The organism is Singulisphaera chitinilytica, assembly GCF_049331405.1.
GTDB lineage: Bacteria > Planctomycetota > Planctomycetia > Isosphaerales > Isosphaeraceae > PoT.
The window spans coordinates 4,619,530-4,644,212 of record NZ_CP186274.1; the positions used below are offsets into that span (position 1 = coordinate 4,619,530).

The 24,683-nt window shown below is 63.2% G+C and carries 23 protein-coding genes and 1 tRNA gene; 16 read left to right on the forward strand and 8 right to left on the reverse strand.

Annotated features, from left to right (window positions below; translation table 11 throughout):
- Nucleotides 1–146: 146 nt before the first annotated feature.
- The 7 genes from ACOYYX_RS18325 to gltX all read right to left on the reverse strand — a co-directional run bounded on the left by ACOYYX_RS18325 (nucleotide 147) and on the right by gltX (nucleotide 9,396).
- Nucleotides 147–1,181: a hypothetical protein gene (locus ACOYYX_RS18325; RefSeq protein WP_422931359.1), complete on the reverse strand. Its 1,035-nt coding sequence runs from the start codon at nucleotides 1,179–1,181 to the stop codon at nucleotides 147–149.
- Between the two features lie 282 nt (nucleotides 1,182–1,463).
- Nucleotides 1,464–1,826: a hypothetical protein gene (locus ACOYYX_RS18330; protein WP_422931360.1), complete on the reverse strand. Its 363-nt coding sequence runs from the start codon at nucleotides 1,824–1,826 to the stop codon at nucleotides 1,464–1,466.
- Nucleotides 1,827–2,067: 241 nt separating this feature from the next.
- A complete protein-coding gene (locus tag ACOYYX_RS18335; protein ID WP_422931361.1) occupies nucleotides 2,068–3,570 on the reverse strand; it encodes a fibronectin type III domain-containing protein in 1,503 nt (500 codons plus the stop codon).
- 164 nt (nucleotides 3,571–3,734) lie between these two features.
- A complete protein-coding gene (hrpB, locus tag ACOYYX_RS18340; protein ID WP_422931362.1) occupies nucleotides 3,735–6,302 on the reverse strand; it encodes an ATP-dependent helicase HrpB in 2,568 nt (855 codons plus the stop codon).
- A gap of 222 nt (nucleotides 6,303–6,524) precedes the next feature.
- Nucleotides 6,525–7,427, reverse strand: coding sequence for a PfkB family carbohydrate kinase (locus ACOYYX_RS18345; RefSeq protein ID WP_422931363.1), 903 nt, complete (start codon nucleotides 7,425–7,427; stop codon nucleotides 6,525–6,527).
- Between the two features lie 28 nt (nucleotides 7,428–7,455).
- Nucleotides 7,456–7,908 carry a hypothetical protein gene (locus ACOYYX_RS18350; RefSeq protein WP_422931364.1) on the reverse strand — a complete coding sequence of 151 codons (453 nt, stop codon included), beginning with the start codon at nucleotides 7,906–7,908 and terminating at the stop codon, nucleotides 7,456–7,458.
- A 24-nt stretch (nucleotides 7,909–7,932) separates the two neighbouring features.
- A complete protein-coding gene (gene gltX / locus ACOYYX_RS18355; RefSeq protein ID WP_422931365.1) occupies nucleotides 7,933–9,396 on the reverse strand; it encodes a glutamate--tRNA ligase in 1,464 nt (487 codons plus the stop codon).
- A 348-nt stretch (nucleotides 9,397–9,744) separates the two neighbouring features.
- Between gltX and ACOYYX_RS18360 the strand changes: the two genes are divergently transcribed.
- The 15 genes from ACOYYX_RS18360 to ACOYYX_RS18430 all read left to right on the forward strand — a co-directional run bounded on the left by ACOYYX_RS18360 (nucleotide 9,745) and on the right by ACOYYX_RS18430 (nucleotide 22,840).
- On the forward strand, nucleotides 9,745–11,292 hold the full coding sequence (locus ACOYYX_RS18360) for a protein kinase domain-containing protein (protein ID WP_422931366.1): 1,548 nt from the start codon (nucleotides 9,745–9,747) through the stop codon (nucleotides 11,290–11,292).
- Between the two features lie 366 nt (nucleotides 11,293–11,658).
- Nucleotides 11,659–12,654, forward strand: a complete 996-nt coding sequence (gene rpsB / locus ACOYYX_RS18365) for a 30S ribosomal protein S2 (RefSeq protein WP_422931367.1) — start codon at nucleotides 11,659–11,661, stop codon at nucleotides 12,652–12,654.
- Between the two features lie 212 nt (nucleotides 12,655–12,866).
- On the forward strand, nucleotides 12,867–13,490 hold the full coding sequence (gene tsf / locus ACOYYX_RS18370) for an elongation factor Ts (protein ID WP_422931368.1): 624 nt from the start codon (nucleotides 12,867–12,869) through the stop codon (nucleotides 13,488–13,490).
- 78 nt (nucleotides 13,491–13,568) lie between these two features.
- On the forward strand, nucleotides 13,569–14,345 hold the full coding sequence (pyrH, locus tag ACOYYX_RS18375; protein WP_422931369.1) for a UMP kinase: 777 nt from the start codon (nucleotides 13,569–13,571) through the stop codon (nucleotides 14,343–14,345).
- A gap of 87 nt (nucleotides 14,346–14,432) precedes the next feature.
- Nucleotides 14,433–14,993 (forward strand): ribosome recycling factor, encoded by a 561-nt coding sequence (gene frr, locus ACOYYX_RS18380; protein ID WP_422931370.1) that lies wholly within the window; start codon nucleotides 14,433–14,435, stop codon nucleotides 14,991–14,993.
- 71 nt (nucleotides 14,994–15,064) lie between these two features.
- Nucleotides 15,065–15,138, forward strand: a tRNA-Val gene (locus ACOYYX_RS18385).
- 123 nt (nucleotides 15,139–15,261) lie between these two features.
- Nucleotides 15,262–16,536: a tyrosine-type recombinase/integrase gene (locus ACOYYX_RS18390; RefSeq protein ID WP_422931371.1), complete on the forward strand. Its 1,275-nt coding sequence runs from the start codon at nucleotides 15,262–15,264 to the stop codon at nucleotides 16,534–16,536.
- 145 nt (nucleotides 16,537–16,681) lie between these two features.
- Entirely contained in the window at nucleotides 16,682–17,389 is a 708-nt protein-coding gene (locus ACOYYX_RS18395; protein ID WP_422931372.1) for a hypothetical protein, read from the forward strand.
- 274 nt (nucleotides 17,390–17,663) lie between these two features.
- Entirely contained in the window at nucleotides 17,664–17,966 is a 303-nt protein-coding gene (locus tag ACOYYX_RS18400; RefSeq protein ID WP_422931373.1) for a hypothetical protein, read from the forward strand.
- 245 nt (nucleotides 17,967–18,211) lie between these two features.
- Nucleotides 18,212–20,665 (forward strand): bifunctional DNA primase/polymerase, encoded by a 2,454-nt coding sequence (locus tag ACOYYX_RS18405; RefSeq protein ID WP_422931374.1) that lies wholly within the window; start codon nucleotides 18,212–18,214, stop codon nucleotides 20,663–20,665.
- Entirely contained in the window at nucleotides 20,653–21,051 is a 399-nt protein-coding gene (locus tag ACOYYX_RS18410; protein ID WP_422931375.1) for a hypothetical protein, read from the forward strand. Before ACOYYX_RS18405 ends, ACOYYX_RS18410 begins: the two co-directional genes overlap by 13 nt.
- Entirely contained in the window at nucleotides 21,048–21,473 is a 426-nt protein-coding gene (locus ACOYYX_RS18415) for a hypothetical protein (RefSeq protein WP_422931376.1), read from the forward strand. The genes ACOYYX_RS18410 and ACOYYX_RS18415 overlap by 4 nt, the downstream gene beginning before the upstream one ends.
- 448 nt (nucleotides 21,474–21,921) lie before the next feature.
- Nucleotides 21,922–22,137 (forward strand): hypothetical protein, encoded by a 216-nt coding sequence (locus tag ACOYYX_RS18420; RefSeq protein WP_422931377.1) that lies wholly within the window; start codon nucleotides 21,922–21,924, stop codon nucleotides 22,135–22,137.
- A 59-nt stretch (nucleotides 22,138–22,196) separates the two neighbouring features.
- Nucleotides 22,197–22,469: a hypothetical protein gene (locus ACOYYX_RS18425; protein WP_422931378.1), complete on the forward strand. Its 273-nt coding sequence runs from the start codon at nucleotides 22,197–22,199 to the stop codon at nucleotides 22,467–22,469.
- A 95-nt stretch (nucleotides 22,470–22,564) separates the two neighbouring features.
- A complete protein-coding gene (locus tag ACOYYX_RS18430; protein ID WP_422931379.1) occupies nucleotides 22,565–22,840 on the forward strand; it encodes a hypothetical protein in 276 nt (91 codons plus the stop codon).
- Here ACOYYX_RS18430 and ACOYYX_RS18435 read toward each other — a convergent pair.
- Entirely contained in the window at nucleotides 22,837–23,655 is an 819-nt protein-coding gene (locus tag ACOYYX_RS18435; RefSeq protein WP_422931380.1) for a hypothetical protein, read from the reverse strand. The genes ACOYYX_RS18430 and ACOYYX_RS18435 overlap by 4 nt on opposite strands.
- 441 nt (nucleotides 23,656–24,096) lie before the next feature.
- Here ACOYYX_RS18435 and ACOYYX_RS18440 point away from each other — a divergent pair, with 441 nt between their 5' ends.
- Entirely contained in the window at nucleotides 24,097–24,672 is a 576-nt protein-coding gene (locus tag ACOYYX_RS18440; protein WP_422931381.1) for a hypothetical protein, read from the forward strand.
- Nucleotides 24,673–24,683 lie beyond the last annotated feature (11 nt).

The following is a 24,683-nucleotide window of genomic DNA, read 5'->3' on the forward strand; positions in this document are numbered from 1 at the left end:
CGTCAAATGGTGGCGAGTCGAGCGGCAATTCAACGGGGTTTACCGCAGACTCAAAAAATGGCCTCTCAAACCCTCATCCGTCAATGGCTCAGGCCTCGATCTCAGATCCCCACAACGCTCGGCTGATGCGATAAGGCTCGACGGGCTCAGTGCCCTCGGCGCATCGGCTGCCAGTGCGGCCACATGGCCCCCTGCCCCTTTTCGAGGTGGGTGACGGGAAACTCGGCGTGATCCGAAAGCCGCATCACGTAGATCTGCCGGATGCCGCCTCGTTTGGAGCCATAAGCCAGCCATTTCCCGTCGGGCGAAGGTTGCGGGTGATAGTTCCAAGTCCCCGGCGAAGATTTGGTCAGCGACTCATTCTTGCCGTCGGTCGACACCCGGAACAATTCGATGTTGGTACCGACCTTCTGCGTGTAGAAGACGGACTGGCCGTCGACGGCCCAGGTCGGGACGTCGCTGCTCCCGCCGTGGAAGTCGGGGACGTCGAGAAAGTCGACCACGCCCCGATGTCCGCCGCGATCGGCGAGCTTGCGGAGGCCACTGCCGTCGGCTTGCACGACGTAGGGGTGACTATTCTCATGCTCGCCCGCGAGGAAGAGGACGAGCTTGCCGTCGGGCGACCAGGACGGGCCGAAGTTGAACGGATGCCCGGTCTCGATCTTGCGCTCATGCGAGCCGTCGGCGTCGGCCAAGTGGATCTGGTAGCTCTTGTGGTAGGCGATGCGACGACCATCCGGCGAGGCACTGAAACCGTAGGAGAACTCCTTCGAATCCTTCGTGAGGTCGCGTTTGTTCTTGCCGTCGCGATCCATGCTATAGGGATGCGAATTGCCGTCGATGAGGGCCTGGAAGCCAAGCCTGCTGGGATCGCCCGGCCAGAAGAAGAGGCCGGTGTTGTAGAAGCTCACGCCGTCGACGGCCGTCAGGTTCGAAGCATTCCCCGTCGAGGGATTGACCAGGAGCATGTCGTAGTGCCAACCGTCCTTCCCGAAGCGGAAGGTCTTGTGCTCCTCCTCCCAGCGGCCGTTCTCGGGGCTCTCCCAGCCCTTCCCGACGATGCACTCGAGCCCGTCCGGCGACCACCCGGCGAATTGCGTCCAGGTGTTCGGCGTGACGCATTGCGCCCCGGCAATATCTTGCCGACCAGTCCCATCCGCCCGGGCGACCATCGCTCGCATGGTCACGATATTCGCATGACGCCCACCCGGCAAGTCCGTGCGAAGTTCGGTGTAACCGATGAACCTGTCAGGTCGCGGCTCGTCGCCATGCACGAGAGCAGGCGACAGGACCGCCAACAGGCCAAGAAGCAGGACCGAATGAGGCCGAAGCCTCGTCTCGCCATCCCGAGATCTCCATAGCCATAGGAAGCCAATTGGCTCGAAATTCGTCACGTCACACCCTCGCTTGCGAATCCTGACGTCGGCACGTGTCGGGGCAGAAACCGGAAATCCCGGACCTGCTCAATGGCCCTTCTTGAAGATGGCGAACTGCACGCGACCAAGCTCGGTGACGTGGAAATACGGGAGGCCCAGGCCCGCGAGATCCTCGGGAGAGGTCACCTCCGAACGGCCGGGTCGTAGCACGCGTTCCTCGATCAGGTCGCGGACAACGTTCACGAGGCGGGCGAAATCCTGGCCGACCAGGGCGATCCTCGGCGCGGCTCCCGCCGCAGGATGCACCTCCATCAGGGCCCGCTCGCAGGCCGCCTCGTGGACGCCCTCGCTCAGGCTCACGAAATCCCAGTCGGGGTTCTCGGGCTGGGCGAGCACGCTGGAAACGAGGGTCTTGAAGGCGGAATACGGCATCGACCTCATCGAAGACATGCGCCTCTCCTTCCCTCATTCATGCTTCATCGCACGCAGACGTTTTGAATCGATGAAAGCCAACGCCCGGGGATAACTGTATGGTCGCGGGGCGCGACGTTCCTGTCAACGAGTCAACGAACCGGCCCCGCCTTGGAACTTCCGACTCGCGACGGCAAATAGGCCCATCGCCGAGGAGGAAGCCCCGAGGGGGGCCATCGATATTCGTGACATTAAGCCGTCAATTTCGGAGCGAGTTCGATCAGCGAGCGGCCGCGGCGGGGACCTTCGGGGCATCGGCCGGCTTCTGCGGAATCCGGAGTTTTTCCGGCGTCTTCGGGGCCTTCTCGACGAGTTGGTTGGGCTGCCCGTCTCGCTTGAGCAGGTCGAAGGCGTCGTACAGCTCGCCGGTCGCGGTCTTGGCCTGGTAGATGAGGCGGTCGCCGTCAATGGAGATGGTCTGGTAAAGCTGGGTGTCCTCGGCCGCCCGCTTCATCCAGGGCTCTTTATCGAGGTTGTACATCTTCGGCCCGCTGACGCTGACGACGTAGACCGTGCCGCTCTCGCCATCGCGGGCATTGGTGCCCGTCGGCAGGTTGTCGTAAACCCGCAGGCCGCTTCGGGCGTACGTATGATCATGTCCCGTCAGGACAATGTCCACCTTGTACTTGTCGAAGACCGGCTGCCAGAGGTCGCGAAGTTCCTTGTTGTCGCGGTTCTTCGCCGCCGAATAGACGGGGTGGTGGAAGGTGATGACCGTCCATCGGCTGGGGTTGTGGCTCAGGGTCTGGTCGAGCCAGGCCACCTGCTCCTGCCGACGCTCGTTCGAGTTGAGGCTGATGATCCGGGTGCCCTGGTAGTCGACGTAATAGACCGAACTCTTCAGACCCTCGGGACCGTTATCCGGCAAGGCGAACGTCGCGGCCCAGTGCGACGTGAGCCTCGGCTTGGGGCCGAACTTCTCGAAGGCGGCCTTGGCGTCGAAGGGCTTGTTCGCGGCCTTCGCTTCCTCTTCCAGCTTGAGCCGGGTCTCAGCCCAGGCCTTGGCCTCCGAGTCATTCAGGATGGTCGGGCGCGGATATTCGTGGTTACCCGGGGTCGGGATACTGGGGACCATACCGTTGACCCAACCGCCGGCGCCGTGCCACTCGCCCCACTCGGCGTCGTTGTCGCCGCGATTGACGAGGTCGCCGGCGTGGATGATGAACTTGGAGTTCGGGATGTCGGAATAAGCACCCCGGATCACGCGCGACCAGAGAGACTTGATGTCGTTCTGCGCATCGCCGAAGTAGATGAAGGAGAAGGGCTCGGCCTTGTCATTCGCCGTGCGGAAGTGGAACCATTCGCTCCAGTTCACGCCGTCGCCGACGCGATAGGCATAGAGCGTCGACGGCTTAAGATCGCCGAAGACCGCGGTGTGGTAGAGAGCCGTCCCGAGGTTCGTCTCGAGCTTGCGGGTCGTCGCCTTGACCTCGGCGGCCTTCTCCGTGAACTTGGGCGCGGCGCTGGCGAGGGCGACCTGGGCGATCGGCTTATGTACGGAGTCATCGGTCCGCCAGGTCACCGCCTGCGTGTAGGCCGTATCACCCGTCCATGTCAGGAGGATCCGGTCGGGGATCGCCGTGGGGCGGTAGGCCGTGGCGTCGGGCACCTTGACCGGAGGATGGTCGTGATCCGGGCCGTCATGCGCAAACGCGGGCGAGGACGCCAGCAGAACGACCATCGGCAACCATCGGAGCCGGGCGATTCGAAACGTCTGGATCATCACTTGTGATTCCCAAGGATTCGATAAACTTGATGGGGGGGTTGAATCGTCGACGTTGGGAGTGATTCTTGCAGAATCCGCCCGAGTTCGGGTGAACCCCGCGGGTGCGAAGCATGAATTTTCGTTGAACCAGCCTACCAAACCTGCGGGCGAGGTCGCTGCTCTCAGCTTCGACGGCCCCCCTTCGCCTCGGCCTTGGCGGTGAGGGGATCCTCGGGCCACGAATGCTTGGGATACCGGGCTCGGAGGTCCTTGCGGACCTGGAAATAGGTCGTCGCCCAGAAGCTGCGAAGGTCCTCGGTGATCTGCACGGGCCGATAGTTTGGGCCCAGCAGTTGGAGCAGCACCGGCACCCTCCCGCCCGCGAGCCGCGGCGTCTCCGTCCAGCCGAAAAGCTCCTGCAGTCGTACGGCCAGCATCGGGGGCTTGCCCGGTTCGTAGGTGAGCCGGATCCGGTTCCCACTCGGGACGAGGAGCGCCTCGGGGGCCTGCTCGTCCATCACCTGGGATTGCCGATGCGTGAGTCGACCTTTGAGCAGCGGCACGAGGGAGACGTTTTCGAGTTCGTCGACGGATCGCTTGCCGATGCAGGCATCGGCAAGAACCTCGCCCAGGGCCTCGGCTTCGAACTCGGGCCAATCGCCGTCGGGCTGGACCCGCCTGAGGAATTCGAGCCGGGCGAGCCATGAGGCCGCCGCTTCGTCACGCTCGAAGAACTCCGAAGCCCGGGAGGTCATGGCCTCGGCGAGCACCCGCGAGGCGGCCTGCGAATCGACCGAAACATTGCGGTCTTCCTTGAGCATCAGATCGCGATAGGCCAGAGTCGACAGCCCGACGACGCGCCGGCGCTCCTCGTCGAACACGGGCTTCCGCTCGCGCTTGATGGCCTCGGGGAAGAGCTCTTCGAGCCACTCGACGCTGATCGCACTGGCGATCCGCACTCGGGCCTCGAGCGTGCCGCCGCGACGATCCTCGCGAGGGTCGAGGGCCAGGAAGTATTCCGACTCGCGGACGACCGACTCGGGATCGAGCCTCACGCCACGGCCCCCGATCATCACCCCGGTCGCCTGGTCGCCCCTCCGACGAACGACGCGATCGGGGTAGGCCTGCAGGATCCACCGGAGCATCGTCTCGTCGTCGGATTCGACGGAGCCGCTGAGGTCGAAATCGGTCGCCCGCCTGAGGTTCCTCAGCAGGTCGTCGCGAACCTGCGCAACCCTGCGGGCATCGAACGGGTTGATACCCTTCTGACGAAGCTCGGGGCGAAACCGCTGGTGTTCCGCCTCTTCGAGCAGGTCGAGCCGGATGAGCAGGTCCGAATCGCCGCGGCGTCCCCTGGGAGGTCGAGGCGCCCCCGGCCCCGAGGAAACCAGGTCCTTCTCCGACAGCAAGGCGGCGAGGGCTGCACCATGAGCGGGCGAGCCGGATTCGGCCGCGGCAATCAGGAGCCTCCCCAGGCGGGGATGAACCGGCAGGTCGAGCAGCGTCTGACCGAGCGGCGTGATGCGCGCGCCGGATTCATCCAGGGCACCGAGCATGATGAGCAGGCGCGTAGCCGCTTCAAGGCTCTCGGCGGGAGGGGGCTCATACCAGGGGAAACTGGCGGCGTCGGCATGCCCCCAGGCGTGGAGCGCCAGGACGGTCGAGCAGAGGTCGACCCGGGCGACCTCGGGCAGGTCGGTCTCGCGCAGGCCTCGATGCTCACCCTCGGACCATAGCCGCAGGCAACGTCCCGGGGCCGTACGCCCGGCGCGTCCCGCTCGCTGCGTCGCCGAGGCCCGGCTGATCCGTCCGAGTTCGAGCCGATCGAGCCCGCGCTGGGGGTCGACGCTCGCATATCGCGCGAGGCCCGAGTCGATCACGGTCCGCACGCCATCGATCGTCAACGAGGTCTCGGCGATGTTCGTTGACAGGATCACCTTGCGCTGGCGACTCGGGCGGAGCGGACGCTCCTGCTCCTCGGCCGAGAGCCTGCCGTGCAGGGGCAAGACGAGCAGATCCTCGCGAGCCGCGAGCGTCGCCAGCTTCGACCCCGCGCGTCGGATCTCGTCGGCTCCAGGCAGGAAGACGAGGATATCGCCAGGATCGGGCTCGTTCGACTTCAACGCATCAGCAACCGCTGCCTCCACGGCCTCGACCGCGCCAGGCCTTAACGCCGGTCGATAAGCGATCTCCACCGGGTACGACTTCCCCTCGGCAGTGACGATCGGGCAGTCACCGAGGAACTTCGAGACAGGACCTGCGTCCATCGTGGCCGACATCACGACGAGGATCAGGTCGTCGCGGACGCTCTCGCGGATCTCTCGAATCAGGGCCAGGGCCAAATCCGTGTGCAGGCTGCGCTCATGGAATTCGTCGAGCACGATCGCCCCGACCCCTTCCAGGAATGGATCGGCAACGAGTTGCCTGTTGAGAATCCCCTCGGTCATGACCCAGATACGGGTCTCGCGACCGATCTTACGATCGAAGCGGACGTGATAGCCGACCTCGGCGCCGAGTCGCCAGCCATTCTCCTCGGCGATTCGCGTGGCCGAAGCCCGCGCCGCCACGCGCCTCGGCTGTAACATCACCAACGACCGATGCTCGGGAGAAAGCAATCCCGAGGCCACGATCGCCACGGGAACTCGCGTCGTCTTCCCCGCCCCCGGGGGCGCGACCAGCACGAGGCTGCGATGCTCGCGGAGCCTCGACGTGATCTCGGGCAGCCAGGCATCGATGGGGAGGGGCGTCATATCCTGGACACGTGTGGAAAGGCCACTTTCAAGGGTTCAGGCAGGAGAATTCGCCCCGAAGCACTCACGCCAGCAGTAAGTCCAAAATACTTCAACCGACGAAGACAACTTGCACCTACTACCGACCCATCAATTGACTCCACGAAAACCGCTAGAACCACCACCTCAATAGCAAACGGGCGCGGCTACACCTTGGTGTGCCGCGTCCGAAGAATGGTCGCATCAGAATGCCATCATCGAGCGATACTTGTGGACGCGGTCGTCCAACTCGGCCCGCTCGGTGCGCTGGAACCGACGGAGGCTGAAGTCCTCAACGTTGAAGCTGGCGACGACGGTGCCGTAGGCCATGGCGGTCTTGAGCGAGGCCAGGTCGGTCTTGCCGATCGAGGCAAGGTAGCCCATGAAGCCGCCGGCGAAGCTGTCGCCCGCGCCGGTCGGGTCGACCACATCGCCGAGCGGGAACGCGGGCATCACGAACGTCTCGTGCTCGCTCAGGAACATCGCCCCGTGCTCGCCCTTCTTGATGATCACGAACTTGGGCCCGAGTTCGAGGACCTTCTTGCCCGCGCGGACGAGGTTCACTTCCTGGGTGAGCATGCGGGCCTCACCGTCGTTGATGAAGAGGCCGTCGACCTGCTTGAGCAAGGCGTAGAGCTCGTCGCGCTGGGTCTCGATCCAGAAGTTCATCGTGTCGGCGACGACGAGCTTTCGCTGAGACGCCTGCGAGAGGACCTTGAGTTGCATCGCAGGGCTGCCGTTGGCGAGGAAGACGAACGGCGTCTCGGCGAACTTGGGAGAGAGGTCCGGGTTGAACGTGCCGAGTACGTTCAGGTGGACTTCGAGCGTCTCGGCCGTGCTCATGTCCCCTTCGTACTTCCCGCGCCAGCGGAAGGTCGAGCCCCCCTTCTCGATGATCAGGCCCGAGGTATCGACCTGGCGCGACTCGAGCAGGTCGCGGTGCTCGGGCGGGAAGTCCTCGCCGACGACGCCGACGAGTCGGACCGGAGTGAAGAAGCTAGCGGCATAGGAGAAGAAGGTGGCAGAGCCGCCCAGGGCGTTCTCCACGAGCCCGTGAGGGGTCTCCACCGAGTCAAGGGCCACGGATCCGACAACCAGCAACGGCATGAACTTCCTCCGCAATCCTGAGCGTAGGTCAAGGTGTTTGGACGGACTCGGAGAGCCATTGCTTGGCCCCCGAGGTGAATCTCATCAACAGCGATGGATCGTCATCATCCTGATAGCGTTCGAATTCGTCCGGCCGGATGCGTATGACGAGCCGGAAGTTCTCCTTGCGGAGGGCGTCCGGGTCGAAGCTCGGGAGTTCGAACCCCGTCAGGGCACTCCCTTTCTGTCGGTACTTGACCTTCAACGGCTTCGGACCATGCCCCCCGAAAGAGACCTTGGCCGACTCCCCCGCCTCGATCCGGGGGACGACGGCTTCCTCTCCTTCCATCGTGACCCGAAGCTCCTCGATCGGCTCCGTCCCTTCGTTGATGAGCAGCACGCTGCCGAGCGAGCCCCGGAAGAACTGGAGGCCGGCCTCGATGCCCCCGATCAGCAACACGACTCCGAGCGTGACCAGCAGGATCGGTTTCTTCGGGGGCATGTTCGGCCTCGTGATCCTCGAGGATCAAGTTGTGCTGGCGAGCATCGCCAGCGTTTCGGCGATCCGGGCCCGGCAGGCGTCCCGACCCAGGATCGCCAGGCAGTCGTACAACCCCGGCCCGACCCCCTGCCCCGTCGTCGCGACGCGGAGCGGGTTGACCACCTGCCCCATCGGATGCCCGTGCGACTCGGCATAGGCGTGGACCGCCGCCTCGAGCGTGGCCAAGTTGTAGGGCTCGACGGTCGCCAGAACCTGGTCGAGCTCGGCGAGCATCGTCGTGACCCCGTCTTTGCGGAGACGCTTCTTGACCGCATCGGGGTCGTGGGTCAGAGTCTCGGTGAAGAAATAGCGGCCAAGCGTCAGGATGTCGGAGAAGGTCTTGAGCCGATCGCCCAGCGCGACGACCACAGCCTCGATCCTCGCCTGAAGATCGGGCGAGACCGGCTCGGAAGCCAACCCCTGGTCCACGAGGTAAGGGATCACCCCCTTAACCTTTTCTTCCAGCGGGAGTTGCTTCATCCACTCCCCCTGGATCCAGAAGAGCTTGTCGGGGTCGTGGCTGGCCGGCGCGCTGTTGACGCGATCGAGGGTAAACTTCTCGATCAGCTCGGCGCGGGTGAAGATCTCCTGGGTACCGTCGAGGCTCCAACCGACCCTGGCGAGATAGTTCATCATCGCCTCGGGCAAGTACCCCTTCTTGATGTACTCGTCGAGCCCCACGGCCCCGTCACGCTTGGACAGCTTCCGTTTGGAGTTCGGAGCCGCCACGAACGGGACGTGGGCGAACGCCGGCATCGGGTAGCCGAGGGCCTCGAAGACGAGGATCTGCGAGAAGGTGTTCGTCAGGTGCTCCTCGGCGCGCACGACGTGCGTGATCTTCATCTCCGCGTCGTCGATGACCGTCGCGAAGTTGTAGAGCGGCGTGCCGTCGGGCCGGACGATGACGAAGTCGCCCATCTCGTCGGACTTCTGCTCGACGTTCCCCTTAATCATGTCGGGGATGACGAGCCTCCGGCCGGACGGGACCTGGAACCGGAGCGCGTAAGGGCGTCCCTCGGCCTCGTACTGCTTGAGCTCCTCGTCGGTCACGGGTTTGCGACGGAAGCGGTAGGCTCGCTTCGCCTTCTCGGCGGCCTCTTTATCGGCCTTACGCTCGCTATCGGTGCTATAATCGCGATAAGCATGTCCCGAGGCCACCAGGGCCTCGGCCGCGCGTGTATAATGATCAGAGCGTTGGGACTGGAAATACGGGCCGTGCGGGCCGCCGACTTCGGGGCCTTCGTCCCACTCCATCCCCATCCAGCGGAAGCCTTCGAGAATCAGTGCGACCGCGGCTTCGACGTGACGTTCCTGGTCGGTGTCGTCGATTCGGAGGATGAATTGACCTCCGGAGTGCCTCGCCAGCAGCCAGTTGAAGAGTGCCGTCCGCACCCCGCCGATGTGCAGGAACCCGGTCGGACTGGGTGCGAACCTCGTGCGTACGCTCATAAGTCTCAGCAGTCTTGATGTTGTCGAAACCACTTACCAACGAACATATTGGGGTTCACCATAGGGACTTTGAGGCACGCTGTCAATCACGTTCGATGCCGCCCGGGGTCCTCGTCGCGCCGGGGAAGAAGCCCGGTGTCACAGCCTCAAGTCCTCTTCTGTATTCCTTGATGAACCCGCTCGATCTCCGACGCCTGTCTCGTTGATGAGGCACCACCTGGCGTGGGCGATTTGCGAGTGCGGGAAAGCCTGATAAGATGAAGTGATGCCTGCCTCATTCGATTCGTAGCCGGGTCCTGATGCAGTCGAGCCGCATCCCCTCCTGAGCGAAAGCAGGAATCGTCTCCCATGGTCGAATTTGACGCGGAATCGCTCGCGGAACAAGCCGTCATGATCGGCCTCGTGAACAACGAGCAGGCCCTCGAAGCGCGGATGGACGCGGCGGACGGATCGGCCGATGCCCTGCTACGCTCGATGCTGCGGAAGGGATTGCTCACAAGCTGGCAGATCGATCGCCTCCAGAAGAGCGACCCCACCGGGTTCTTCTTCGGCGGCTGCAAGGTTCTCTTTCACATCGCCGAAGGCACGTTCGCCCGCGTCTATCGCGGCGTCCGCCTGACGGACAACAAACCGGTGGCCATCAAGGTGCTCCGCCAGCGGTTCGTCGCCGACCCGGCGGCCATCATTCGCTTCAATAAAGAAGCGGAAGCCGGCATGCGGCTCGTGCATCCGAACATCGTGCAGATTCTCGACTACGGCGAGCAGGACAAGAAGCACTACATGATCATGGAGTACGTCGAAGGGTCGAACCTTCGCGACCTCCTGAAGATCCGGGTCCACATCGAGCAGAAGGCCGCCCTGCCATTGCTGATCGGCCTGGGCCGTGGGTTGCAGTACTCCCACAACTCGGGGGTCACCCACCGCGACCTCAAGGCCACGAACATCCTCATCAGCCACTCGGGTGCCGCCAAGCTCGTAGACTTCGGTCTCGCCACGATCGAAGGTGAAGAGAAGAAGACGGCCAACCTCAACCAGCGGACAGTCGACTACTCCGCCCTCGAACGCCGATGTGCGAGCCCCAAGGGGGATCCCAGGTCTGACATCTTCTTCCTCGGCTGCGTTTACTACCAGATGCTCTCCGGCCAGCCCGCCATGCAGGACGCCGAGAGTAAAGACATGCTCACCAAGATGCTCAAGCGGAGCCTCGACGCCATCAAGCCTCTCAGCGAGCAGCGTCACGCCCCCGACGAGGAGTTAACCCGAATCATCGAGAAGATGATGAAGGTCGAGCTGAGATCCCGCTATCAGACCATGGATGAGGTGATCAAGGAACTCAGCGCGTACGAGGCTCTCATCAAAAACTCCCCGAACGGCGTCCTGCCCACCAAATCCGAAGCCCGCATCGAGGATGAGCTGATCTTCGGCTACCGCGGCGGCCAGCTCACGGCCACCACGATCCCCGGGAACACCCATGCCAATGGGAACGGAACGGCACCCGAGGAAGAAGCTGAGCAGGCCAAGCCGAAGCAACTCCTCTGCCTCGAAGCCCAGCCCGAGATCCGCGACGCCTTCCGCAAGACCCTCTCCAAGATGGGTTATCGCGTGATCCTCGTCGGGGATGCCGACGTGGCCGTTGAGCGGTTCGCCGAGTCGACCCCCGATGTCGTGATCTTCGACATCGACGGCTTCGGCCCTGAGGGGATCGAACAATTCCTCGGCCTCTGCGAAAAGGCGAAGGAAGACGAGATTCCCCTCTCCGCCCTTGTGCTGCTCGCCCCCAAGCAGAAGGCGCTCCGGCAACGGATCCCGACCAACGATCAGATCATCGTGCTCGACAAGCCGGTGAAGATGAAGCAGATCCAGGAGGCCGTTCAGCAACTCGCTCCGGTGGGCTGATCTCGAACGAGTCCTCAACTGAATCTGTCCGTCCATCGGGGATGTGTCAACGTTGCCCCAGGGTCGGGAGAATATTCCCGACTCTCGTGGTAACCTATTTGACGTTCGAGGGTTGAATAGTTAGACTTGGCATCCTCCGGCGGAATTGAGAGTGAGGGACCCTTTCCTAACCTCATGTCCCTGGATCGGGATCTTGTTTGATCCCACGAGATTGGGAGAGAGCCGACGCCCGTGATCGGGCAACTCCAAGGCCCCCCTTCTCTTTGATCAACAACACGTTCCTGAATTCTCCTTTGCAAGGCCGCCCTTGGCAGTTTGCCCGGGGGATCTCGGCCTGGAATCGTCCATAAGACGGGAGTCGAAGCCGTGGCGTTAGCGGTGAAAGAACTGATCGATGCCGGCGTTCACTTTGGGCACCGCGCCAGTCGCTGGAACCCGAAGATGAAGCCGTACATTTACGGCAAGCGCAACCTGATCCACATCATCGACCTCAAGGAAACGGTTCGCGGCTTGCTGCGTGCGACCAAGTTCTTTCAGCGCGTGGCGTCGGGCAACGGCCTGATCCTGTTCGTTGGAACCAAGCGTCAGGCGGCTGAGACGATCGTCGAGGAATGCACCCGCTGCCAGATGCCATATGTCACGGAACGTTGGCTCGGCGGCACGCTGACCAATTTCCGGACGATCCGCAGCCGACTCGAACGGCTCGAGGAACTGGAAAACATCCTCGACGGCGAGCAGGCCCTCAGCTACTCGAAGAAGATGATCTCCACGCTCACCCGTGAGCGCACGAAGATCGACCGCAACCTCTCGGGTATCCGCCACATGACGCGGCTCCCCGAGGCCCTTTTCGTCGTCGACCCGCACCGCGAAGACATCGCGGTCGCCGAGGCCCGCAAGCTGGGCATCAAGGTCGTCGCCCTGCTCGACACCGACTGCGATCCCGACCTCGTCGACCTGCCCATCCCGGGCAATGACGACAGCATGCGGTCGATCGAGCTTGTGATCAAGCACCTGGCTGACGCGATCAATGAAGGCCGCTCGATGGCCGTGCCCGAGGCTCCCCCGCGTGAAAATGCGGAAGGCGGCCAGCAGCGCGGCGACCGTCGTGGCGGCGGCGACCGTCGTCCCCAGCCCGGCCAGGGACGCCCCGGCCCCGGCGGCCAGCCTGGCGGAATCAGCCGCTCCACGACCCGGGCCGCTCGCGGCCCCGAAGAAGGCGCACCGGAAGCGGCGGCGGCCGAGCCCGTGGAATCGGCGGCTCCCGTCGCCCCCGAGTCCACGCCTGCCCCCGAGTCCACGCCTGCCCCTGAGTCCCAGCCCGCCCCGAGCGGCGACGCCGAGACGACTCCCGCTGCCGAGTAAGACTCGCTCGGCTCGTCGTCGATCACCGGTCGAGTTCGTTCTCTCCGCAAGGCTTCGAGGTCGTCACGACCTCGAAGCCGGCGATAACGCTCCGCAAGGTGGTCGACGACAGCGACGTCGATTGGTAAAAAAGACCTGACCCGAACCACGACACGGATTCAAGGCGGGCGGATCCATGTCCGTCCGCGATTGAGCGCAGAGGAGAAACGCCGATGGCCGAGATCACGGCTCAGGCTGTTAATGAGTTTCGTAAAGCAACCGGTCTGGGTCTGATGGAGTGCAAGGCCCTCCTGAAGGAAGCCGATGGCGACCTCAAGAAGGCCCTGACCCTCGCCAAAGAGAAGCACGGCAAGAACGCCGAGAACCGCGCCGGGCGCGTCACCAAGGCTGGGCGCGTCGAGGTTTACATCCACCACGACGGCAAGTCGGGCGCCCTGATCGAGGTCAACTGCGAGACCGACTTCGTCGCTCGTAACGAAGAGTTCCGCCAGCTCGCCAAGGATCTGGCCGTCCAGGTCGTCGCCGCCATGCCGATTTGCGTCCGTCGCGAAGAGGTCCCGGCCGAACTCGTGGAAGAGCAGAGGAAGATTTTCCTCGGCCAGGTCGCCGACAAGCCCGAAGCCGTCCGCGAGAAGATCGCCGAAGGCAAGCTGAATGCCTGGTACGAAGAGAAGGTCCTGCTGGACCAGAAGTTCGTCAAGGACTCGGCCAAGTCGATTCAAGAAATGATCGTCGCCACCAACGCCCGTACCGGTGAGAACATCTCGGTATCGAGGTTCGCCCGGTTCGTCGTCGGCGAAGGTAACGCCCCGGCCGCGGACGCCGCTGCCGAATAATTCTTCGATGCGTGGGTCGAGTTGAGGTCGGCTCCTCGACTCGACCCGATGCCTCCCAGCTTTCCGAGGTTCTCGACGATGGATTTCGCCGCCACCTACGGTCCCCCCGTCTTTCGCCGCGTCTTGCTCAAGCTCTCGGGCGAGAGCTTCTGCCGCCCGGGGGAGGGAGGCATCAGCGTTGAGGAGGTGAGCCGGATCGCCCGTCAGGCCTCACGGGTCGCATCCGCTGGCGTGGAACTGGCCATCGTCGTCGGTGGCGGCAACATCATGCGAGGAGCCACCTTCTCGCGTGGAAATGACGTCATCAAGGAAGCCACCGCCCACTACATGGGCATGACCGCGACCGTCATCAACGGCCTCGCCTTGCAGGATGCGCTTGAGAACGTCGGTTGCGAGACTCGCCTCTTGACGACCATCCGCATGGACGAGGTCGCAGAGCCGTTCATCCGCCGCCGGGCCCTGAGTCACCTGGCACGTGGCCGCGTGATCATCCTCGCGACAGGGACGGGCAGCCCGTTCGTCACCACCGATACGGCCGCCGCCCTGCGAGGCAAGGAGATCGGCGCCGAGGTGCTGATGAAGGCGACTCGCGTCGACGGCGTCTACTCGGCCGATCCCGAGAAGAACCCTCACGCCGTCCGCTATGAGCATCTGACCTACGACCAGGTCCTCCGCGACGACCTGAAGGTCATGGACATGACGGCCATCGGGATGTGCCTGGACAACAAGCTCCCGATCCTCGTCTTCAACTTCAAGAAGGAAGGCAACATCGAGCGAGCCATCGCCGGCGAGCAGATCGGCACCTGGGTGAGCAACGCCACGCGTCCCCAGCGCCAGGAAACGCCGACCGCCTGAACTCTCGCTTGATCGCCTCGAGGGGCCGTGCGAAGATTTGGTGATGGGGCCGAGACGCGGCCCCTTGCTTGCCTTGGGAGATGACCCATGAGTATCGAAGAGATCGCTCTCGAAGCTGAAGAGCGGATGGAAAAGAGCGTGACCCTGCTGACCGACCAGCTGCGGGGCGTTAGGACGGGCCGGGCCAACGTCGGGCTCGTCGAGTCGATCCGCGTCGACTACTATGGGTCATCCACGCCGCTCAAGCAACTGGCAAACTTGAGCACTCCCGAGCCCCAGCAGATCTTAATTCGACCATTCGACCCCTCGGTGATCGGCGACATCACCAAGGCGATCCAGGCGAGCGACATCGGCCTGACTCCGAACTCGGACAACAAGGTCGTCCGCCTGAACGTCCCCTCGCTGTCGGTCGAGCAGCGCAAGAAGCTCGTGAGCCGCGTCAAGGACCTCTCCGAAGAGGCCCGCGTTGCCATCCGCAACATCCGCCGCGACGCCAACAAGGTTGCCGATCAAGAGCAGACTGACAAGATCCTGACCGAGGACGAGCTCGAGACGTGCAAGGAAGAGATCCAGTCTCTCACCAAACGCTACGAGACTAAGGTCAACGAGATGGCCGACAAGAAGTCCGCCGAGATCCTCGAAGTATAATTCGCCCAAAATGAGGCAGAAGCCTCTTGACCTAAGCCCATCGAATACAGTAAGATAATTCTCATCAGTGAGGGCGATTAGCTCAGTTGGCTAGAGCACCAGCTCGACACGCTGGGGGTCACAGGTTCGAGTCCTGTATCGCCCATTACCCGCAAAGTGTCACGCCGAAAGCATTTACGCTTACCCTCCGGTGGTCGGAGGCGCGGCCCGGAAGTCGAAGCTCGGTAGTACCTGGTACTACCGATCCCCTTCGTACAGGGTTTCGCCTATGGCCAGCCGCACCTCTCTTCCCAAATATCGCCACTATAAGCCGAAAGATCTCGCTGTCGTCAGGATTGATGGCCGCGACCACTACCTCGGGCGTTACGACTCGCCCGAGAGCTGGGAGAAGTATCATCGTCTCCTCGCCGAGAGGAGCGTGTCGGGCTCCGTCTCTTCATCCCCTTCCCTCCCCTCCGATCCGACCATTTCCGGTTCGTGCTCTATCAACGAGTTGATCCTGGCCTTCTGGAGGTACGGCGAGGGGTACTATCGCCGCGCCGACGGGACCCCGACTGGCGAGCTCGAGAACTATCGCCACGCCTTTCGCGCCTTGAAGGCGATGTTCGGCTCCACCCCCGCCCGCGACTTCGGCCCGAAGGCCCTCAAATTGGTCCGGCAGTCGATGGTCGATTCCGGGCTCGCACGCACGGTCATCAACCGGCGGACTCAGAGGCTCATCCATCTCTTCGGGTTCGGCGTCGAGAACGAGCTCGTGCCGCCGGACGTGCATCACGGGCTCAAGGCCATCAAATCCCTGCGCAAAGGGAGGACGGATGCCCGCGAGACCGAGCCCGTCCGCCCGGTTCCCGACGACGTCGTCGAGGCAACGAAGCCTTTCTTGAGCCGACAACTCCAGGCATGCGTCAATCTGCAGAGGCTGACGGGCATGCGTTCGGGCGAGGTCGTAAGCATGAGGACCGGCGACATCGACATGTCCAAGGAGGCCTGGGAGTATCAGCCCGGCCGGCACAAGGGCGAGCACCTCAACAAGGCACGCGTCGTTCATCTCGGGCCGAGGGCGCAGGAGATCCTACGCCCCTGGCTGCGTCAGGATCCCTCGGAGTATCTCTTCTCGCCACTGGAAGCCGAGGCCCACCGACGTGGGGGTCAGAGACGACAGCGAAAGACCCCCCTGACGCCCTCCCAGAAGAAGCGGCGACCGAAGGCACAACCCAAGCGATCCCCCGGCAAGCAGTATGACAATCGGAGCTACGCGCACGCTGTGGCCAGGGCGTGCAAGAAAGCTTTCCCGCACCCAAACCTCTCGTCCATCAGGGCGAAGGACCTGACGCCGGAACAGCGCGACGAGCTGAAGGCCTGGCACAAGCGACATCGCTGGCACCCGCACCAACTTCGACACAGCGCCGCCACGGCCGTCCGCAAGGAATTCGGCCTTGAGGTCGCCAGGGTGATCCTGGGGCACTCCTCCCCCCTGGTCACGGCCCTATATGCGGAGGCCGATCAGGAGAAGGCCCGGCAGGCCGTCAAGGCAATCGGCTGAACTTATAGTAGCGGGCATCCCCAAAGAAAATCGAATTGCTTGGGTGGCGTGCACGTCGACGGGCGGGCACGCCTGAGCGGCAGGCCGGTCGGATGTCCTACCCTCATCCGATCGGCCTGCCGGCCCGGGCAAAAAGGGTAGGACCATGTTCCCGAAAGAGCTCCCCACCGACCCATCCGCGCGCGCAGCCCTCCTCGCCGAGGCCCAGAAGTATCTGGATTACTTCCTGCCGCTCCTCAGGGACCTGGAAGAAATCTGGGACGACCTGCCCGACTCGGAGAAAACTTCCGAGGAGGAGACGAGGAAGATCGTCAAGGGCAACTACCGCCTGCAGGTCCTCGGGAGACGTATCGGGGACTTGACGGATCAAGGGCCGCCAACGACGCCGCTCCTCGAGGGGTATGTCGATTTGCCCGAGGGCTCGGCCTGGGAGGAGGGACGTTACGCCGAGGCGTATAAGACCTACCCCAAATGCTGCACACACTACAACATGACTGCAACCGTTGAACAGACCGTGCGCGTGTGCGAGCTTTTCACGCGTCTCTCTCTCTCTCCTCCTGATCAATCGGAGAGGGAAGAAATACTGAAAGTAGACATCTCAGCGGAGACGGTGACCTGGAAAGGTGTCACGCGACGTGTGAGCCTTGAAGGATGCTGCTTCTTGGCGGCGCTCGCCTCGAGGCCACCGGGGACCATAGTCAGTTTCGGCACGATCCGAAAAGAATACCCCGTCATTGGATCGACGAATCAGTCGAGGCTGAAGAAGAAAATCGAATCCGATTTCCCCGGCCTCGTCCAAAGCCACGGGAAGTTAGGGTACTACCTGGCCGAACCAAAAGGAGGAAAGCCTTAGAAACGCCATCGTGGATCATGACCCCCTGAGCGAACGCCATTAACGCGGTTAACGCCTCTCGCGATGTTCCTGTGTGAGCCGCCATCCTGAAAATCATCTCCTATATCGAACGCCATTAACGCGGTTAACGCGGCCTCCCTACGCCCCCCCCTCGCAGCATCAGCAGGACGGATCACACAAACAAATCTAATTACATTTTTTGTACATTCCTATTACGCGGCCGAAAACCAATACTCCTTGCGGTAACGAATGAAACGTCGCAGGGAGCTCTGACATGCAGCGAGATTTCACGTCGACCGCCGAAACGCTCATCCCCCTCGTCAAGAAGGCTCAAGAGGTTAACGTCCACGTCTCGGCAGTCACCCGCTGGCGCGACCATGGGATCTGCGATCGCGCCGGGAATCGCATCCGGCTCCGCTGCTGCCGCGTCGGAGGCCGATGGTTCGTCCGCCCGGACGACTGGGATCGGTTCATTTCCGCACTGAATTCCGATCCGTCGGAAATGCCCGCCTCGCCCATCGCTCCCTCTCATACGGCCGAGGCTGCGGCCCGCGAGCTCGAACGGCTGGGGATCTGAACGCGCAAAAGAGAACGCCCAGGAGAAAAGCTCCTGGGCGCTGGGTGTTCCACCGAATTTCGGCCGTTGGCACCGGCCGACCACGTACCTCGAAAGGCGCACCGTGGCTTACACCAATCCTATTTGGGACGGCTTTGAAGTTCAAGCATCCCTCGTCTCAGGCGTGAAAGTCTCGAACGTCCGGACTGGCGTGGCCGAGCTGCCAGGGGGCGAGCATGAATAAACCAACCCTGATAGATCGGCCAATGCGAGAGAAGAAGGCGGTGGCGGATACCGCCATGGCCGCAATCGCGGCCGGCATCTCGGTCGTCCCTCCCTCCGAGGACGGGACGAAGCGCCCGCAAGGTGCCTGGAAACGGTTCCAGCGCGAGCTGGCCTCGCCTGCTCAGATCCAGGCCTGGTACCCGGGCAGTTATGGCGTGGGCTTCGTGACGGGCGCCGTGAGCGGCGGTCTCGAGCTGCTCGAGTTCGACGATAGGGCGACATATGAGAGCTACCTCGAACGAGCGACGGAGGCCGGCCTCGGCGAACTCGTCGAGCGCATCGAGGGCGGCTACTTGGAGAGTTCGCCATCGGGGGGGATCCACTGGTTATACCGCACGGCGGAGCTGCGGCCGAACACGAAGCTGGCCGAGCGAATCGGCCCCGATGATGCCAAGGGCCGTCCCACGCGGGAAGTGCTCATCGAGACGAGGGGCGAAGGTGGCTACGTGGTGGTCGCACCCAGCTTCGGCCCAGTACATCCATCCGAAGACCCTTACCGAATGATCCGGGGTGGGGTCGAATCCATCATCGAGCTCGACGCGGCGGAGAGGGACGCCCTCTGGGATTTGGCGCGTTCCTTCGACGAGGTGAAACCGCAAGTTCATCGGGAGCCGAAATCGAAACCTCTCGGGTTGAGGCCCGGCGAGTCATGGGCGGCCCAAACCGACTGGCGCGAGATCCTCGAGCCGCACGGCTGGACGCGAGTCTTCTCGAAGGGGGAGGAGACATTCTGGCGAAGGCCCGGGAAGGACCTCGGCGTCAGCGCGACGACGAACTTTGGAGGCTCCGATCTCTTCTTCCCCTTCACCTCGTCGAGCGAGTTCGAACCCCAGGCCAGCTACTCGAAGTTTGCCACCTTCGCCACCCTGGAGCACGGCGGCAACTACCAGGCCGCCGCGAAGGCGCTGGCGACACTCGGCTTCGGAGAGGCAAGGGTCGCCCGGGATGGCCACGAATGCAACGGTTCTCGGGGTGGGATGACTGCACAGGTCATCGACGAAGCTGACGACCCCCCGGTCGTCGCGAGAGAATGGCCATCCCCCCCTAGAGCGGCCTATGCAGGATTGTTGGGCGAGATCGTCGGCATGATCGAACCCCACACTGAGGCGGATCCCGTCGCGATCCTGGGACAACTCCTCGTCGGCCTCGGGAACCTCATGGGTCGGAATTCGTACTTCCAAGTTGAATCTACTCGCCATTATTTGAATCTCTTCCTCGGCCTGGTCGGCGAGTCCTCCAAGGCACGAAAAGGGACCAGTTGGGACCAGGCCCGAAGCCTGCTCGCCGCACAAGATCCCGCCTGGGACGACGATCGCATTCAATTTGGCCTCTCGAGCGGGGAGGGGTTGATTTGGGCCGTTCGTGACGCTATCTACAAACGAGAAGCGAAAAAAAAGGACGGGAAGGTCGTCGGTCATGAGGAAGTCGAGATTGATCCCGGCATCGACGACAAGCGTCTGCTCGTACTCGAAACAGAGCTCGGATCGACCCTCAAAGTGCTCACACGCGAGGGGAATACCCTCTCGGGCCAGCTCCGCCAGGCTTGGGATAATGGCCGCCTCCGCACCCTCGTCAAGACCAATCCCGCAAAAGCCACGGACGCTCACATCTCGATCATAGGACACGTCACCCGGGCAGAGCTCGTCAAGAATCTGACCGAGACCGAGGCGGCCAACGGTTTCGCGAACCGCTTCCTGTGGCTCTGCGTTCGGCGCTCCAAGCTGCTCCCGTTCGGGGGACGGATAAGCACCGTGAACTTCTCGGGGGCGAGCAGGGCCCTAGCGGAGGTCGTCGATTTTGGCCGGATCGAGCGGAGGCTCGAACGAGATCGAGAAGCCGACGATCTCTGGGCATCCGTCTATCCCGAGCTCTCCGAAGGCCGGCCCGGCCTGCTAGGCAGCGTCATCGGACGCGCCGAGGCCCAAACGATGCGCCTCGCGGCCCTGTTCGCGGTGGTGGATCGTTCGGAGGTGATCCGACTCCGGCACCTCGAGGCCGGATTGACACTCTGGAAATATGCGGAACACTCGGCTCGATTCATCTTCGGCGACAGCCTCGGCGACCCGGACGCAGACCGCCTGATGGCCGCGCTTCGGGAGGCACCACAAGGGCTAACCCGGACGCAGATCCGCGAGGACGTTTTTCAGAAGAACAAGCCTTCGGCGGAGATCGCCCGGATCCTGGGGCGTTTGCTCGAACAGGGCTCGGTGCGATCCGAGAGGATCGACACTGGTGGCCGGAGGCCCGCGGAACTCTGGCTCGCGGTCTCCCCAATTACCTCCAACCATCCCCTGCGATTAGGAAGTGACGCCGACGCGGTTAACGCCATTGACGCGGTCTCACCTGCCATGACCGAAGAGAACCGCGTCAATGGCGTTACACATCCCAGCTATTCCCTCGAAGATTCCGAAGGAGAGGGGCGATGGACAGCCTGATGGCCCTCCTCGACCTCGCCGCAGGAGCGGGGCTTCGAATCTCGATCGACGGGGACAAGATCGAGATCCGGGGTCCAAAGGCCGCCGAGCCGCTCGTCCGCAAAATCATCGGACGCAAGGACGAGATCATGCGTTGGTGGTTCGACCGCCCGAGCGGCGAACCCTCCGAGTCCCACGCCGGATGGAAGCCTCGGGAATTACCCTGGCGTCGCGAACTCGAAGCCTGGACCGACGGGTGGCGCGAACGTTGGGGTCGTCTCGCGGGCGATTACGAAGACGCAATCGGCGACTGGTTCGAGGCGGAACGCGCCGCATTCGAAGACATGAAAGCCAGGAAGATCAAATCCGAGTCCTTGTCCGCACCCTCGTGGAGGAACGCGTCATGAGGCAAGTCTTGACCGGAACTCGCACCTGCCCCGGTTGCGGGTCGACGCTCCTGATCGAGGACCTCTGCCGCAGCGGTCCCCACTACGGCCGGGAGCGGTGCGGCGCATGCCGTCGCCACATCCGCTGGATCCCCCGCCCCGCCGAAGGCTCGGGCTCGCCTCCGGCCGAACTGCTCGAGCTCGCGTCTCGAGCTCCTCGGCGCCTCGCGCATCTCCGGGGAGGGAACGACTCGCAACGTGCGCTCGCCGTCCGCTGCAGGGTGTCGCTCTTGGCCGCGGCCCTCGAAAGGAAGGACCGCGATCGAGCACTCATCGTCCGCACGACCGCCGATGCGTTGTGGTTCCTAGCGGAAGCCAAGCGACCCTACGACTCGCTCCGCTGGCCTCGCCCCGACCAGCTCGACCAAGGAGAGCAATCTTGAAACCGCCCGGATGGCAATTCAGAACCCAGCCTCGATCTCGAACTCCACGCGTCGGAGACAAGATCCGAACCCGTGTGGAAGGAACCCAGGCCGAGGGGGTCATCGTGCTGGTCGGTGAGGAGCTCGAGGGCCGGCTTCCCGTCGTCGCGGAAGTCTGCCTCTCGCCCCCCGGCTCCACCGTTCGCCGTCGACTCATCGAATCGCTCGACGACGTCCCGACAGAGGGGACCTGGGTGTTCCGTCCCGACGACAAGCAACCCGAGGAGTTTTGCAATGGCCAAGCAGAAGCCGGGTCCGACGCCGAAACCCAAGCCGCAGCCTCCTCGAGGACCTGCCGGCCCACCGCAACCCAAGCCGGTTAGCCCGAGCGTGCCGAGGCCGCTCCCGGCCGCAGGCTGAAAGCGTCCCCTTGACGTCAATCGACAGTTCAACATCTGAGGAAACAGCAATGTCCCAGACCCGAATCCCCCTCGAATTCGACAACGTTTTGCTGACAGACCGGGAAGGCCGTTCGTTCTCGGCCAGCGTATCCCAGGGACCTAATCCGTCAGACCCGGAGATGCGAATCCACGTCCTGGCCGTCGTCGGCGCGGCCGTCAACTACTCCAGCGGGTTCCGCTATTCAGCCACGGGCGGCGCGAACACCTGGCGCTGGCCGTCCTGAGCATCGACCATCCAATCCAGGGGCGGCAGCCCCGCCCCGCTTCCTCAAGAGCAACCACCATGTACACGCGACTCCCCGAAGTCGGCGATAAAGTCCTGATCGTCGACCATTACGCTCATACGGGCGCGACGACCATCGCAGGCATTTCGCCCACCGACCCACGGTTAGTGATAGTTCATCCGGTCGGCGGATTAAACCTCGACTTTTCCAAGCCGGTCAGGTTCGCCGACTTCCCCAGGTCGGGCCACTGGAGTTGGCCCGAACCCGGCGACAAGCTCGAGCACGCGCCACCGCCGCGACCCAAGGTGCTGCTCGTCCCGCCCCAGCGCTAGCCCTCAACTCCGCGAAACCATTTACCGCCCCACAAACCATGAAAGGCATGCAGATGAGCAGAACTAGTGCTTCGAAGATCAAGACGGAGGACGAGATGATAGAGACCGCGAAGCAGCTTCATGCGAGGGCCACGGCCATGCTGAATTGGCCGCTCGAGCGAACCACCGTGTCCGTCGGCCAAGCCGGCTCGATCTCGATCGTGATCGAGCCGGCCGGATGGAACAAGGCCACGGCCATCGACCTCATCAAGGCCGCGACGGATCTCGAGCAACTTGTCTTCAGCGGGGCGTTTCGACCGAAGCCGGAATCTGAAGACGCTCCCGCGAAGCCCAAGCCGAGCAAGCGATCGAGGAAGGTTCCATCGAGCTAACCCGCCCCCATCCCGCTTTCCGACATATTCGACCCATCCTCGTGGAACCCGGAAGGCGGGTGGACGGAGAGTTTCAGCATCTTGGTGCGCATGGCCGCACGGTGCAATTCGATACGCCGGACGGCCTCAGTGCTGACGCCATCGGTCGGGATCCGAGGGCCGGCGTCGGCCTGGGTCGAAACTTCCTGTTCTGTCTCACGGCGAGAGAAATGGAAAACCGTGTCTTCCAGATCTCGGGCGACCTTGAGCATGAACGCGGCGTCGCGTCGGCGCCAGCCCGCGGGTTCTATCGTCCTATGGATGGTGACCGGCCGCCCTTCCGCGTCCGTCTCGGTGATGGTGTCCGTCGCGGTGAACAACGGCGTCTTCAATATGGAGAGGGCGTCGATCTTGAGTTGGACCGCCGCGGCGATCGCCACGTCCTCGCCCTCGAGGGCCTGGCGCTTCCGCTTGGCCGCGTAAGACTCGACCGCCTTCGTCTCGCCCCGGACCTTGGCCCTGGCGAGATGCTGGTCGTAGGCCGTGGCTCGTTCGGCCCAGGAGTAGCCCTTGGACCACTTGCGAATCTGGCCGGAGGCGCCTGGTTTCGGATTCTCCGCGCCTTTCCGCGGCCCTTCCGCAGCCTTTCCGCGCCTCTTCCGCGCCCCTTCGGGCGACGGCATCTCCGCAAGCTTGCGGGAGGCAAGGTTTACCGTCCGATCCGGCCCGAGGTCGCGGTAGACGAGGAACGCACGGTAGGCGGGCCCGCTCTCACCAGGCAGTTGTTCCCAGGGATGTCGCTCGGGGGCGGTGCTCATATTGGCAAGTATATGCAAGGAGTGAGTTTGTGACGAGACGGCTTCGCGATTAGAGCTCCTCGCGTGCGACCCTCGGTTGATGGGTTAGTGTCGAAGGAGGGGCCGTGGTGAACCGTTCACCAGCCATTTGAAACCTCTTACTTGATACTCAACGACATGCCTGGTCTCGAAGTTGAAAAGCTCCTCGGAGGGTTGCCGATCGTAGCCAATTTCGACCCACCTATCAGGCGCAACACCATAGGGTTCATAGCTTTACTGAGTCAACTTCGATCTTGGTGATCGGATCACCAAAGTTTCGGACGATGGGAAAGACGTCTTGGTACGGATTTGATTGAACCGTTTTGGAGGATCGCAGATGACGCCCGCTTCGCACGCAATTGCCCTCGATAAGGCTCTCGCCAAGACGGCCGACATGCCCGATCCCGTCATCAGGGACATAGCCAATGAGAGGGAAAACTGATGCTGACCACCACTCACGTCCCTCTGTCCGATGCTCAGGCCGAGATCGCAGGATGGCTTTCATCCTGGGTGGCCGAGGGCAAGCCCAGCCCGCTGTCATTCATGCCCAAGTTCGCCGGCCAGTCGGCCGCGGCCTTGAGGAGAGCCGGCCAGACCGATCGGTGGATCCGCGATGCGATCGTCCCCGTGCTCGAAACCGTGATCGCGGGTTACCCCGCCTCAGTCCGACCGGTCTTCCTCGATGCCGTGGAGCGTCACTTATCGGAAGCCCTGCCGGCCGTAGATCCTGCCCTTCAAGGCCTCTCCCAAGGGACCCCCGATCGCGGGCAGGCCGTCTTCGACGCCTGGTGCGAAGGGGCGTCCGAGGCCGAGTTGCCCGAGATCCTCGATGCGATCCGCTCGGTGAAGGAGTTCGCGCGAGAGCTCAAGGCGGCCGGCCGGAGCGTCGAGGCGATCAGGGTCCAGGTCCTCGAACTACTAGGTACCCTGGAGACCCCGGTGAGCCCGGGCGAGCGAGCCCGGCTCCAAGGGCTCGCATTGTGGGCGGCAGACGAGGAGCTCATCCGCCCCGCATGAAATCCCAGTAG